Origin of the sequence: Aliivibrio sp. EL58 (assembly GCF_900312675.1) — a bacterium.
In the GTDB taxonomy this organism is placed as follows: Bacteria; Pseudomonadota; Gammaproteobacteria; order Enterobacterales; family Vibrionaceae; genus Aliivibrio.
Genome location: NZ_OMPC01000009.1, coordinates 871,676 through 884,231 on the forward strand (window position 1 = coordinate 871,676; position 12,556 = coordinate 884,231).

The 12,556-nt window shown below is 36.9% G+C and carries 15 protein-coding genes; 8 read left to right on the plus strand and 7 right to left on the minus strand.

All coding sequences use genetic code 11. The annotated features are described in order from the left end of the window. Nucleotides 1-31: 31 nt before the first annotated feature. Both ED622_RS20065 and ED622_RS14850 read right to left on the minus strand, forming a co-directional pair. The gene (locus tag ED622_RS20065) at nucleotides 32-424 is read right to left on the minus strand and encodes an EAL domain-containing protein (RefSeq protein ID WP_254052641.1); all 393 of its coding nucleotides are present in this window, start codon (nucleotides 422-424) and stop codon (nucleotides 32-34) included. 17 nt (nucleotides 425-441) lie between these two features. After that, nucleotides 442-2,541, minus strand: a complete 2,100-nt coding sequence (locus ED622_RS14850) for a cache domain-containing protein (RefSeq protein ID WP_254052642.1) — start codon at nucleotides 2,539-2,541, stop codon at nucleotides 442-444. A gap of 284 nt (nucleotides 2,542-2,825) precedes the next feature. Here ED622_RS14850 and ED622_RS14855 point away from each other — a divergent pair, with 284 nt between their 5' ends. The 4 genes from ED622_RS14855 (at nucleotide 2,826) to ED622_RS14870 (ending at nucleotide 4,435) form a co-directional block, all read left to right on the plus strand. After that, nucleotides 2,826-3,218 carry a cystatin domain-containing protein gene (locus ED622_RS14855; RefSeq protein WP_122035346.1) on the plus strand — a complete coding sequence of 131 codons (393 nt, stop codon included), beginning with the start codon at nucleotides 2,826-2,828 and terminating at the stop codon, nucleotides 3,216-3,218. Nucleotides 3,219-3,248: 30 nt separating this feature from the next. Further along, complete coding sequence (locus ED622_RS14860) at nucleotides 3,249-3,611, plus strand: DUF333 domain-containing protein (protein WP_122035348.1); 363 nt, start codon at nucleotides 3,249-3,251, stop codon at nucleotides 3,609-3,611. Nucleotides 3,612-3,871: 260 nt separating this feature from the next. Next, nucleotides 3,872-4,117: a type II toxin-antitoxin system CcdA family antitoxin gene (locus ED622_RS14865; protein WP_122035350.1), complete on the plus strand. Its 246-nt coding sequence runs from the start codon at nucleotides 3,872-3,874 to the stop codon at nucleotides 4,115-4,117. Further along, on the plus strand, nucleotides 4,118-4,435 hold the full coding sequence (locus ED622_RS14870) for a CcdB family protein (RefSeq protein WP_122035352.1): 318 nt from the start codon (nucleotides 4,118-4,120) through the stop codon (nucleotides 4,433-4,435). A 271-nt stretch (nucleotides 4,436-4,706) separates the two neighbouring features. On the opposite strand, the gene ED622_RS14875 is transcribed toward ED622_RS14870, so the two are convergent. Continuing rightward, the gene (locus ED622_RS14875) at nucleotides 4,707-4,901 is read right to left on the minus strand and encodes a hypothetical protein (RefSeq protein ID WP_254052643.1); all 195 of its coding nucleotides are present in this window, start codon (nucleotides 4,899-4,901) and stop codon (nucleotides 4,707-4,709) included. Nucleotides 4,902-5,209: 308 nt separating this feature from the next. Next, entirely contained in the window at nucleotides 5,210-6,223 is a 1,014-nt protein-coding gene (locus ED622_RS14880) for a hypothetical protein (protein WP_122035354.1), read from the minus strand. Between the two features lie 278 nt (nucleotides 6,224-6,501). Between ED622_RS14880 and ED622_RS20070 the strand changes: the two genes are divergently transcribed. After that, nucleotides 6,502-7,185 carry a transposase gene (locus ED622_RS20070; protein ID WP_122035356.1) on the plus strand — a complete coding sequence of 228 codons (684 nt, stop codon included), beginning with the start codon at nucleotides 6,502-6,504 and terminating at the stop codon, nucleotides 7,183-7,185. Between the two features lie 281 nt (nucleotides 7,186-7,466). On the opposite strand, the gene ED622_RS14890 is transcribed toward ED622_RS20070, so the two are convergent. Both ED622_RS14890 and ED622_RS14895 read right to left on the minus strand, forming a co-directional pair. Continuing rightward, nucleotides 7,467-7,895 (minus strand): hypothetical protein, encoded by a 429-nt coding sequence (locus ED622_RS14890; protein WP_122035359.1) that lies wholly within the window; start codon nucleotides 7,893-7,895, stop codon nucleotides 7,467-7,469. Between the two features lie 383 nt (nucleotides 7,896-8,278). After that, nucleotides 8,279-8,908: an oxidase gene (locus ED622_RS14895; RefSeq protein WP_162922531.1), complete on the minus strand. Its 630-nt coding sequence runs from the start codon at nucleotides 8,906-8,908 to the stop codon at nucleotides 8,279-8,281. 396 nt (nucleotides 8,909-9,304) lie between these two features. On the opposite strand from ED622_RS14895, the gene ED622_RS14900 reads away from it, so the two are divergent. The 3 genes from ED622_RS14900 to ED622_RS14910 all read left to right on the plus strand — a co-directional run bounded on the left by ED622_RS14900 (nucleotide 9,305) and on the right by ED622_RS14910 (nucleotide 11,952). Then, complete coding sequence (locus tag ED622_RS14900; protein WP_122035361.1) at nucleotides 9,305-10,465, plus strand: MFS transporter; 1,161 nt, start codon at nucleotides 9,305-9,307, stop codon at nucleotides 10,463-10,465. Between the two features lie 63 nt (nucleotides 10,466-10,528). After that, the gene (locus tag ED622_RS14905) at nucleotides 10,529-10,846 is read left to right on the plus strand and encodes a hypothetical protein (RefSeq protein ID WP_122035364.1); all 318 of its coding nucleotides are present in this window, start codon (nucleotides 10,529-10,531) and stop codon (nucleotides 10,844-10,846) included. A 125-nt stretch (nucleotides 10,847-10,971) separates the two neighbouring features. Beyond that, on the plus strand, nucleotides 10,972-11,952 hold the full coding sequence (locus ED622_RS14910) for a zinc-dependent alcohol dehydrogenase family protein (RefSeq protein ID WP_122035366.1): 981 nt from the start codon (nucleotides 10,972-10,974) through the stop codon (nucleotides 11,950-11,952). 98 nt (nucleotides 11,953-12,050) lie between these two features. On the opposite strand, the gene ED622_RS14915 is transcribed toward ED622_RS14910, so the two are convergent. Further along, a complete protein-coding gene (locus ED622_RS14915; protein WP_122035368.1) occupies nucleotides 12,051-12,476 on the minus strand; it encodes a GNAT family N-acetyltransferase in 426 nt (141 codons plus the stop codon). Between the last annotated feature and the right edge of the window lie 80 nt (nucleotides 12,477-12,556).

A 12,556-nucleotide genomic window follows, 5' to 3' on the forward strand; every position in this document is an offset into this window, starting at 1 on the left:
AGGGAGATGTATTAATAGCATCTCCCCTCTTTTAACCTAAGGCAGCAGTGTGGTTGTGTTTTTCACGATACTTTTCACATAATTCTTTAATCGGAAGTGGTTTATCAAAATAATACCCTTGAACTAAATCACATTGGTATTCGATAAGCTTATCAAGCTGTGCTTTATTCTCTACCCCTTCAGCCACCACTGTCATCTGGCATGAAGCGCCGATGGCAATAATCGCTTTAACTAAGGTTTCGCTCTGTTCATTAATGAATAATCCATTAATAAAGCTGCGATCAATTTTGATCTCTGTAATCGGTAAAATGTTTAAGTAACTCAGCGATGAGTAACCAGTCCCAAAATCATCCAATGAAATACCAAAACCAATTTGTTGTAATTTTTTCAGAATAGGCGAAACATTGGCTAAATCACTGATCAAAATATTTTCAGTGATCTCTAAAGTAACTCTAGATATATCAATGCCGTTTTATTTACTATCTTCTCAACCCTGTCTACAAAACCAGGTTGAATAATCTGTTTAGGGGATAAGTTAACCGAAACCAAAGTTGCATCAGGTCCATTAGGCATAAACCTTAGCATGTCTTCACACGCTTTCTGCAAAACAAAATCACCAATACTATGTATGACTTCAATCTCTTCTGCTACAGCAATAAAATCAACAGGAGATACAAACCCTAATGTTTTATTATGCCACCGCGATAAAGCTTCAACACCACATAAAAGGCCTGTTTCAATATCTATTTGAGGTTGATAAACCACAGAGATCTCATTGTTATCTAATGCCGTTCTAAGCTCTTCTTCTAAGCTAAATTCATAACTTACTTGCTCATCAATACTTTGATCGAAAAAGAGAGCGCCACCTTTTTGTTTTGCTTTTGATTTATATAAAACAATGTCAGCTTTCGAGATTAGATCGAGGGAATTATCTGCATTATCAGGGAACATTGTCACCCCAATACTGCAACTCGTTGAAATTGACTTCCCATTAATATCAAAGTTTTCATTAAATACAGATTGGATCTCTTTAAGCCTATGTTCAGCTTCTAATTTCGAACTTAATAATGGAAAACAAAATACAAATTCATCCCCACCAAAACGTGACACTATGTCATTAGGTTTTAGTAAACTACTAAATTTATGACTAATCGATTGCAATAAAATGTCACCGACTTCATGGCCAAACCGATCATTAATCTTTTTAAAATCGTCTAAATCAACAAACATCACCGCTAGTGATTGTCCTTTTTCACGAGCGTACTGGATCCCTAATTCTATTTTTGATTCTAACATTAATCGGTTCGGTAACTGAGTTAAAGCATCATGCAAAGCCATGTGCTGCATCTCATTTTTTGTTTTTTCTAATAACGTAAAGTCACTGTGTATCTGTTTTTTAAACTTATCAAAACGCATCCCAACATACCAACTTAGTCCTAGTGATAATGCCGTTAATAAGAGAGCAAGGCTTAAGGTTAATAAAAGAATTTTAGTTAATTCAAGTTTATTTTGCTCCAACAATACGGCTTCTTTTTCTTCTAATAGCCATTTATTGTCATCAATATACACACCAGCCCCAATTGCCCACCCCCAATCGCTATATCCTTTAATAAAGCTCAATTTTTCTGCATTTTCAGCTGAACTGGGTTTAAATGCGCTTATATATTGCATAAATCCACCACCATTCTGAGAGAGAGATAGCATCTCTTGAGTGATAGGGCCTTGGTTTGGTTTTTCTTTACTGTATTTTGTTGGGTCTATTTTACCTTTATTATAATGAGCAAGCGTATTGCCATATTGGTCTAATAAGAAAATATAACCATGTTCATCAAATCGAACTTCAGTAATCCACTGCAATAATTTAGTTTTAATGTCCTCTTCGACATCAACAATGTATTCACCCGTACCTATATAAATATCTAATGGCGAAAATAATTTTGCATAACCAATCTTTTCAAAATCTTCTTTTTTTGCATCTGGTTTTGGATACCACCAATGACTAAACCCCTCACCAGTTTCATTCATCATTGCAATATGATCTAGCACAGTTCTTTTCCCTCTAATATCTTGAACGTCTAGTAGGTTTCTACCTTCCAAACTAGGGAATATAGGATGCATTAAATTTGTTCCATCCATACCATAAATAAAAAAGTACCCACGGCCCTCATTAAAGCGAGAAGTTCTTAATGCATCTGAGATTAGCGCTATAATTTCATTCTTTGGCTTTTCTTTATTTTGTTCATAGATAAAACTTAGCGTATTAAAGGCATCATCAACCCGTGATTTGATTGACTGCTTTAATGTCTTTTCTGTTAGATTTCTTTGATAGCTAATTTGTTGATAAATAGTCTCAACCTGATGCTTAATCTGTGCCTTTTCTTTCTCTATTGATTCACTGTGTAAAGCGTTGATCAAGGTTTCAACTTTTGTTCTGTTCTCATGGATTACGACGGTGTTCAATATAAACGTAAAAATCCCTATCAAAATAACAGGAATAACAGAAATCAATGTCAGTAATTTTTTATCCGAACGACGCGACATACACTCTCTTTTTTACTGAAGGCAAACAAACGCGCTATTATTAATAATTTCACAACTTAATAACAGTAGTATTTATAAATAAATCAATAGTAGTGACGTATGCTGTGAAGTCTGCCAAAAATAAAGCAAGAAGAGTAGTATTTATATTGCTATTGGGAATACACATAAGAAAATGAATTGAAATTAAGAATGATTATAAAATAGCGTTAAATAGGTTGGATTCTTCTTCTGGATAGGACTAAATTACTTTTATACATTTAATTGTGATTATCTCGAGGTTCATAATGAAACGATTGACCATCTTGGCTTGCTCTTCCATCCTACTGTTCACCGCGGGTTGTGCCCAGCAAACAGAACAAGAAACCACACTGACTTCTGACAATATCAATCCATTATGTAATGTTGATAATGGTATGGCTGGTGGCTGGAACACTTCTATCGTGACTCCTGAAGTAGAAAAAGCCACAAATTATGTACTGAGCATGATGAATACATCAGCCAAACTTGAAAAAATAGTAGCGGTAAAAACACAAGTCGTCGCTGGTACAAACTATGCCATTGACTTTAAATTAGATGATGACCAAATTTGGAATACGCGTGTATTTAGAAATTTAAACGGCAAATTTACAATGACTCAACCTGCCCAACAAGGCAGCATGACTCAAGATTGCCAATAACTCTTTTCATTTTTCAATTCCGGAGCTCTTATGTTTAAAAAAATAGCAATTACTCTTAGCTTACTGCTTTCTCTTGCAGCTTGTAGCTCTTCAGAAACAAAAGAACAACCAGCGAAAGCCAATATGGCAAACCCTGCCGCTGAATTTTGTGCAGAGCGTGGTATTTATGATCTCGACTCTGGCAACTGTACATTAGGTAATGGGGATGTGATTAATGCATGGGAATACTACCGCAGTCATAAACAAGAAATGACAAAACCAGTAGGGAAACCAAACCCTGCAGCAAAATACTGCATTGAACAAGCAGGTTCTTACAACTTAGAGAACAGTGATTGCACACTCAAAACAGGTGAAGTGGTTAATGCATGGGACTTTTACAAAAGTAACCAGTAATAGTGATTTTTCTTGAGCCAATAAAGTTGGCCAATTTTCATCATCCTAGCTATATTCCCTATCTTGGCGGCCTAGCCTGAGCTAACCGCCCAAGAGCAGTACCCTCCAGAAAGCTAGCACCCTAAACCACTGCGCCGTAATCACTGAACTTGATTCAAACCAAAAATGCGAATGTAGCAAACGGTATAGATGTATTTGTTAAATTCATTTTTACACCATATACTAAACCCACATACTTAATGCGCATAAGTGGTAACGTTATGAAAAGCCAATACAATACAAAAGCGGTAAAGAAAGCGACCAATTTAACTTTAAATAGTGACCTGCTAGCTGAAGCAAAACGTTTAAAAATAAACCTTTCAGCAACAATGGAAAAAGCACTTTCACAAGAAGTGAGTAAATTAAAAAGACAAGAATGGTTAGAGCAAAACTCTGAAGCTATTAATACTTGCAACGAACTAACAGAGAAACACGGTCTTTTTTCTGATTCATACCGAGTATTTTAAATGTCACAATTTACGCTATATAAAAACAAAGATAAAAGTTCAGCTAAAACCTACCCTTATTTTGTAAATGTTCAAAATGATTTATTGGATAACCTAAATACTCGCTTAGTCATTCCATTAACGCCAATTGAATTACTTGATAAAAAAATTCCAAGTCACCTTTGCCCTACAATTCATATTGATGAAGGTGACTTTGTCATGCTAACTCAACAAATGACAAGCGTTCCAGTTAAGATCCTAAGCGATCCAGTTAATGAATTATCGACTTTCAGAAATGAAATAATTGCTGCAATCGATTTTTTAATCACTGGCATTTAACGCCAGATTAAGGTGTGAGTAACACTGCCACTGAACTAAACCATAGCTCCATAAACACAAACACTTCCCTTTACCTTTCATGAATCCTCCAATCTTTGCAATGTGTGTGAAAATTATTATCAGCTAAATAAGGTTTTTCGTCCTGATGGTTGTGGGTAATATTCGGTCAACCTTGTATATTTAAACATTAACTAATTCAATGAATAAATGAAAATGGGCATCACTTATTAGGTGATGCCCATTTTTACTTACGACTTTTTGTGCTGATGAATTAATGGTTAACTGGTTTTAATCCAAATGAAGCAACACGGCAGGTAAAGTATAACCAAGAAGCCGCGCCAACAAATTTACACCCTTCTTCAAAGATCTGAGTCGTTTCATAACCAAACGGTAAGTAACCCTGAATAAGATCAGTCGCAATCGATCCTGCAAGCAAACCACCAGCAAGCAATACGAACCTGCCCACACTGTCAGCATGACATGGAATGCGTGGGAATAACACGACCGAGATAGCCGAAAGGCAAACATAATAAGGATAATGGCTAAAATTAAACCAGAGGAGAAACAACAAATAAGACGATTTAAAAAATAGCTAACCCATTGATAAAATTACTATCGTAATCTTATCTTGGCCTCACTCGCCTTGAGAAAAGACTCAAGGCGATGCGCCCACCAAACTAGATCGCACAATTTACTATAAAGAAGTGGCTACGGGCTTGTTCAACACCCAGGATTTAACGCTGGCTGCGCAGCGCAGCGCTTAATCCTTATTTGTTAGTTGCGACTACTATAATTTGGATCAATATATAGGCGGTAGTTATTTTCAAGAAACTCTGATAGCCCAATTTTTCTATCTTCTTCTAAATCATTCCTAAAAATAAATGGTTCTGATGAAATTTCATTTCCTTGAGCATCGGTCAGAACTAAAGTCGCAATTCGGCTACTGTTCAAGTATTCACGCTTGACAAGATCAAGCATTCGTTGACGATTATTATACTTATCTACTACCAAATTGAGGCTGTCGAATGCGTTTTCTCTTACAATAATAAAGTCGCCATTTGATAACATTGCAGGCCTTAAAAATTTGATATACGCAACATCAGTATCAACATCATTATTTTTTAAGTAAACAATATCCTCATCAAACTTTAAATAGCCCGAATTTCTAACCAAAGCTTGAGTTTTACCCGAATTAAGTACAATGACATTAATTTGAAATTCTTTTTCAGTGTTGGAATTCAGCGCTTCATTTACAATAACCATTATTGCTTCAGTTACCTTAATTATACGCTCTTCATTACTAGCCCTTTGCATCTCAATATTTCCTTGGATCACGCCAAGATCTGAGCGGTTATCTACATTAAAACTATCAAGATACTTTGAACCTATTTTATAAAAACCGTCAGGGTTAATCACACCATTTTGCATGGATTTAATCTGGTCCAATTCGGTAGAATAAACAGCGTTACCCTCATTCAGATTAAAAAGCTCAGTACTGAGATTTTCTAAAATTCCCTTGATATGATCTGCACTGTAATGGGTTTGGCTTTCTATATCAAACACGGTGTGTATATAGAGAGTATTAGTTAATCGGTTAACTTTTTGTTTAAATTCATTAGAAGCTGCTATCGCAACTGTCTTAGGCTTTATTCCGATATGGGCAACGGAAACACGTTCTCTAGTTAAGAATTCGTTCACATAATAACCACCCACAGAGGATATAAGCGCAATTACAACACCTATCACTATATTTTTGATTGTATTTCTGGATACATTTTCTTCTGGCATAACCACCTCACTAATAATACGCGGTATTATACATTAGCTACCAGATGCCATGTTGATTATGAGCAACTAACGCCGCATTAAGATGTGAGCCACGCTATCACAGAACTCAATTTAGACACCGTAATCAATGAACTTAACCCAAACCGAAAATGCCAAGCGTGGCGAATCACTCTTAAATGCTTTGTTGAACGAAGCCGCTTCGCGGCAGAGTAAAGCCTGCATCGTCCATACTCTCTGTACCTCCATCATTTCGATGGCAGATAACAGGAGTGAACACCATGAGCCCAACTGAACTAAAGCGATATCATCGCCTTTATGAATTACACCTTACCAACTTAACTCTGCAAGGTAAACGACCTGCTACCATTGATGCCTATTCTCGAGCGGTCCGCCGGATTAGCGAGTTCTTTGACCGTTGTCCCGATACATTAAGCACGACTGATTTAAAAAGCTTCTTCGCCAGTTTAATTAGCACTCACCCGTGGAGCACCGTTAAACTCGACCGCAATGGCTTACATTTTTTCTATCGCCACACTCTAAATAAACAATGGGTCGTTGACTGTCAAAGCGTAGGTTATGGTCAGCCTGCGTTAGAATACCTTTCGCGCTACCTCTACCGAGGCGTACTACCAGACAACGACATCATCCACAGTGATGATCATAACGTCACCTTCCGTTACAAAGAAAGCAAAACCAATGCAATAAAGACCCGTAGCTTACCCACCCTTGAGTTCTTGCTGCTCATCTTACAGCATGTACTGCCTAAAGGCTTACAACGAGTACGTGACTACGGTTTTTTACGTGGCCAAGCGAGAGCCCTGCGAGTTCGTATTCAATTACTCATGCTTGGTATTTTTTATCAAACTCCGCCAAGCATTATACCCATCCGAGCCAAAGCAATACGAACCTGCCCACACTGTCAGAATGACATGGAGTGCGTGGGAATAACACGACCGAGATAGCCGAAAGGCAAACATAATAAGAATAATTGCTGAGGTTAAACCAGAGGAGATACAACAAATAAGACGATTTAAAAAATAGCTAACCCATTGATAAAATTACTATCGTAATCTTATCTTGGCCTCACTCGCCTTGAGAAAAGACTCAAGGCGATGCACCCACCAAACTAGATCGCACAATTTACTATAAAGAAGTGGCTACGGGCTTGTTCAACACCCGGGATTTAACGCTGGCTGCGCAGCGCTTAATCCTTATTTGTTATGCATATTTCGTTGTTCATCAATCAATCTATCTCAATACACTTTTGATATTCGGCATGAGTCCATAGGTAGATGGAACGGATTTCACTCTTACCGTCATCAATAAATTCCATCACGTTATTCTGTATATCTAACGGAAGTAAGTATAAGTAGCCCATTGCCCTCATTACTACTTTATAAGACTTTTCAGCATCATCTTTAATCAAAGTATGCTCAATTTGCATAGCATTGATATCTTTGACAGCGGCTTCTATTTTCACGCAATGCTCTTTGAATCGACTAACCTTTGCATTAGCATTAATTACTTCCAGTTGAGTTTCTTGCTTGTATTTCTCAAGAGAAAGAATATTTTCTTGCTGTATTTTGTTAGCTTCAGATTGTGAATAAGTTGCATATCCAGAGGCTAACGCGGTTACTATTACACTAATTATAGCAACTATATTACTGTTCAATTTTTCTCCTACCTTCTATGCATAACGCTTTATCTACGACAAAATGTCTTATAGTACCCCTATAATATTTATTCATAGATCTATTAAAGATACCATTCTGTTGTAAAGTCATTTGAAATTCAATGTAATAAATCATACACATTAGTGAGGTTACTCATGATCTACGACATATTGTCGCTTTATGGAAGAAATTCAAACTAAAGTCTATTGTATGTTAATTATTAAAAGTACAAATGATGCCTGTTAAATCTCCGTTTCTCAAAAGCATTGAGAACTTTATGAATGCTTACGATTACATCATCAATAATACGTTTTGAATAAAAACAAAAATGGGCATCATTTATCGAAAATGATGCCCATTTCTTTATCGTGTAATTTCAAACTTAACTTTGAATTGGTTTACATCCAAATGAAGCAACACGGCAGGTAAAATATAACCAAGAAGCCGCGCCAACAAATTTACACCCTTCTTCAAAGATCTGAGTCGTCTCATAACCAAACGGTAAGTAACCCTGAATAACATCAGTCGCAATCGATCCTGCAAGCAAACCACCCGCTAGTAAGAATGAAAAACCATCAATTTCGATAATGTCTTTAAAATGAAGTATCAATATAGCCAACGCCACGACAACGTAGAAGAAGTAACAAATATATTGATTCACATAGCGATCATGGATCAAGAAAAAGTCGTCAGTTGCTAAGATAGATGCCAGTAATCCCATTAGTATAAGTAATCGTTGTTTCTTACCACGATGCAAAAAGATTGCACTAAAGTAAGCCACTGATAATGCTGACACCCAAAACCAAACCCCTATGTTTGATAAAAATCCACGAAAGCTATGAACTTCAGTTTGCTGTGCAAGATCTCGAAGCACTTCCATTGGGGTAAACCCTAGCGCTTGATTTAATCCAATTAAAGAAAGAGCATAAAATACAACGGCAGGAACAAAAACAATGGCGACATAAAATAGTATTTTTCTTGGTTGAAAAATTTGTTGAATTAATTGAATCAAAATAAAGCCTCTAGGGTGATTACGGACAGTGATCATCTACCTATGTATATGAAATAGCAATGAGTAGCATGTCTGACATATAAGACATTCAAGAAAGTAAGGTTATTCAACATCCATTAATCAAAGACTTAAAAACATCATCGTAAAAACCTCTGAAATGCTGGTATAAGAGCACTCTCCCCTCTCTATTATCCGAGTGAAATCTCCCCGTTATTTATGGGTTTTTATCGATGGGTTTTATCACATTTTTATACAATCAATTATTTTCTATAACGCCGTTTATTGATTAAAAAAATTTATCTTTACCAATAAAATTACTCGTTTTACTTGGATACTTATTAGCCTCATAGTCGCGGAAAATCTACTTACTTCTATTACTTTTATTGAGGCACTGCGGTGAACACAACAACATCAACTCAATCACAACCAGCTCTACTTATCCCTGTGATTGCACTTTCTTTATTTGCTGTCGCATCTGGCTATTTAATGAGCCTTATTCCATTGATGCTAAGCCAGTATGGGATTGAGGCGAAATACGCCAGTTGGTTAGCCAGTGCATTTTATGCAGGCCTTCTTGTTGGTGCAGGTCTTATTGAACCGTTTGTTGCTCGTCTTGGGCATAAGAACGCGTTTGTATTATTTCTAGCATTACTTGCTGCAACAATTGTGATCCTTCCTGCTATGCCTGTTGAATGGGTATGGATGACTGCACGTTTTGTTGCTGGTATTGCAGTTGCAGGCGTATTTGTTGTTGTTGAGTCTTGGCTATTAATTGGTGATGCAGAAAGCCGTCCAAAACGCCTTGGTTTATACATGGGTGCACTTTATGGTGGTTCGTCTTTAGGTCAACTTGGTATCGGTTTTATCGGTATTGAAGGTTTACTGCCTTATTACATGATCATTGGCTTAATCATGATGGCTATTGCTTGTTTATTGTTTGGCAAAGGCGCACAACCACAAGTACAGCATCACAATGTGTTAAACCTGAAGCAAATTTTAAAACTAAACAAAGCATCAATCATGGGCTGTGTAGTTTCTGGTTTATTGCTTGGTGCAGTATATGGCTTAATGCCTTTAGAACTAAAACATCGAAACATTAACACCACACAAATTGGTAGCTTAATGGCATTAATTGTTCTTGGTGGAATGGCGGTTCAACCTCTTGTGTCTTACTTATCTAAGCACTTAGGAAAAACACTGCTAATGGCTCTATTTTGTATTTTAGGCGTTTTCTCGATTGGTTTAACGACATTGAGCGACAACACTGCGGTTCTTGCTACGGCACTGGTTCTGCTTGGTATGGCAGCGTTTGCTATTTACCCTATCGCGATTTCTTTAGGGTGCGATACGCTAGATGAATCTTATATCGTATCAGCAACACAAGTAATGCTATTTAGCTACAGCATTGGCTCAGTATGCGGTCCAGTACTTGCGAATACCTTAATGAATACGGCTGAAGGTTTGATGAGTTACTTATTTGCAATTTTATTAGCAACTGCTATTTATATGTTATTAGCAAGTATGCGCCAACACCGCCCAATGGTTGCTGGTGAATAAGCAGTAGGATTTACAAAGGGTGCGCGTTACAATGCGCACCACAATCGCTAAAGGTAATAAACAATGGAAGATGCTCAATACGTTGTAGAATGGGGTGATACGATGACCCTTAATTTTGAAGGTGCCCTACTTGTTTCGGCTTATCATACTTGCCCTGAAGAAGGTGACGAGATAGAGCTAGAATTTGGTGAAGGCTGGTTCCAAGGCGCTGATGATGAAGAGTACCGTATCGAACTACAAATGGTACCTTTTCACCCGTATGATGAAGATCCTGTTCGTTTAGCCAATATCACTATAAATGGCGAAATCGTAAAAATCCTAGAAATAACAGAAACTGTTGATGGTGAGTTCTTTATCGAACCAAGCGACGGCGATTACTAAGTAATCAAAGAGATTTAATGAAAGGCGCAGTGTTTAATTACACAGCGCCTTTTTTGTATTTATTTATCGCTATTGATATATTACATACTGATTTCTACTTTAAGAATGTATGCAGGTAATACTTGATGAGAGCGATTGTAAATAAATTTGGCCCACCACTAGAGTCCATTCAATTAGAAAACAGCACTCCTGAGCCTCTTTCTCCTCATCAATTACAATTAAAAATGAAATACAGCTCTATTAATCCCTCTGATCTTATTACTATTTCTGGCGCATATCGCTCTCGTATTCAATTGCCTTTTATTCCGGGCTTTGAAGGCATAGGGATCATCAATAATTGTTATGATACTAAATCACCATTTTCTATTGGGGATCGTGTATTACCCATTGGCAGTGCTGGATCATGGCAAACCTATCGAAATATTGATGAGAAATGGTGCTTCTCAATTCCTGATTATCTTAGTGACGAGCAAGCGGCAACGTCTTACATAAATCCGATGACAGCTTGGTTAATGTTGACTGAACAATTAAATATCACAAAAGGAATGTCTCTCGTTATTAATGCCGCAACCTCAGCTATTGGCCTAATGATAATACGTATACTTAATCATTTAGGAGTTGTGCCTATTGCGTTGGTTCGTCGTGATAATACTGAAGCTCTCTTTGAAAATTGCCAACTAAGCGCCATTATAAATACTCAAAACAGTATGGCTTATCAGCAATTTCAGTCTCTCAAAGATCACGGCGGCGTTGATGCGATTCTGGATTGTATTGGAGGAGACCAAGCGTTAGAACAAGCAATGCTATTAAAGAAAAATGGACAGTTTATTAACTATGGATTGCTCTCTGGTGTGCCTATCTCTACACATTTTTGGCAAGAAAGACCTGATATTGATTTCTCATATTTTCATTTAAGACAATGGGTTCATTCTGCCTCAAAAAAGGATATTCAGCATAAACTGAATGAAGTAATGAGATTGGTTCATGAAGGGATTGCAGAATCAAAAATAGATAAAATAGTACCTATCACATCTCTCCACTCTGCTATTGAAGAAATACAAAATAGAACAGTAAATAATAATGGGAAAATACTGATTTCTTTTTAAGGTCTCGCTCTTTATAACGGCCGCTATTAAGTCACAAAAGAATGATAGAGTGCAGAATAAAACGCACTCTATTTACCTACACTTTAACTGTATCTCAATTATTTACTAAACAGCTTTTCCATTGATAAATGTGGGATCTCTGCTTCCATAAATTCGTCACCAAATGGTTCAAAACCCAATTTAGTATAAAAATCTATCGCGTGCTTTTGCGATCCTAAATACACTCGTGGATAGCCTTTATTTGTTGCTTCATCAATCAATGATAAAACAATTTTAGAGCCTAGGCCCTGTCCTCGAAATGCTTTCAAAATAGCAATACGTCCAATATGCCCATCGTCTAAAATACGGCCTGTGCCAACTGGCTGAGCATTACTATAAACAATTGCGTGTACTGCTGATTCATCTAATCCGTCAAACTCAATATCAGGATCTATGCTTTGCTCTTGAATAAACACAATATCACGCACTTCGCGGATCGCTTGTTCATTCTCACCAGTATAATTTACGTTTTTAACCTCAAACATCTTCGTACTCTCAATATATTTACTTCTTTATTGATATTACCTTACTCAAGATCGAACCCAAAATAATCTTTACCAATATC

Coding starts and splice junctions, on each gene's coding strand:
- ED622_RS14850 (WP_254052642.1), bottom strand. CDS start 2,541: ATGTCGCGTCGTTCGGATAAAAAATTACTGACATTGATTTCTGTTATT.
- ED622_RS14855 (WP_122035346.1), top strand. CDS start 2,826: ATGAAACGATTGACCATCTTGGCTTGCTCTTCCATCCTACTGTTCACC.
- ED622_RS14860 (WP_122035348.1), top strand. CDS start 3,249: ATGTTTAAAAAAATAGCAATTACTCTTAGCTTACTGCTTTCTCTTGCA.
- ED622_RS14865 (WP_122035350.1), top strand. CDS start 3,872: ATGAAAAGCCAATACAATACAAAAGCGGTAAAGAAAGCGACCAATTTA.
- ED622_RS14870 (WP_122035352.1), top strand. CDS start 4,118: ATGTCACAATTTACGCTATATAAAAACAAAGATAAAAGTTCAGCTAAA.
- ED622_RS14880 (WP_122035354.1), bottom strand. CDS start 6,223: ATGCCAGAAGAAAATGTATCCAGAAATACAATCAAAAATATAGTGATA.
- ED622_RS20070 (WP_122035356.1), top strand. CDS start 6,502: ATGAGCCCAACTGAACTAAAGCGATATCATCGCCTTTATGAATTACAC.
- ED622_RS14905 (WP_122035364.1), top strand. CDS start 10,529: ATGGAAGATGCTCAATACGTTGTAGAATGGGGTGATACGATGACCCTT.
- ED622_RS14910 (WP_122035366.1), top strand. CDS start 10,972: ATGAGAGCGATTGTAAATAAATTTGGCCCACCACTAGAGTCCATTCAA.
- ED622_RS14915 (WP_122035368.1), bottom strand. CDS start 12,476: ATGTTTGAGGTTAAAAACGTAAATTATACTGGTGAGAATGAACAAGCG.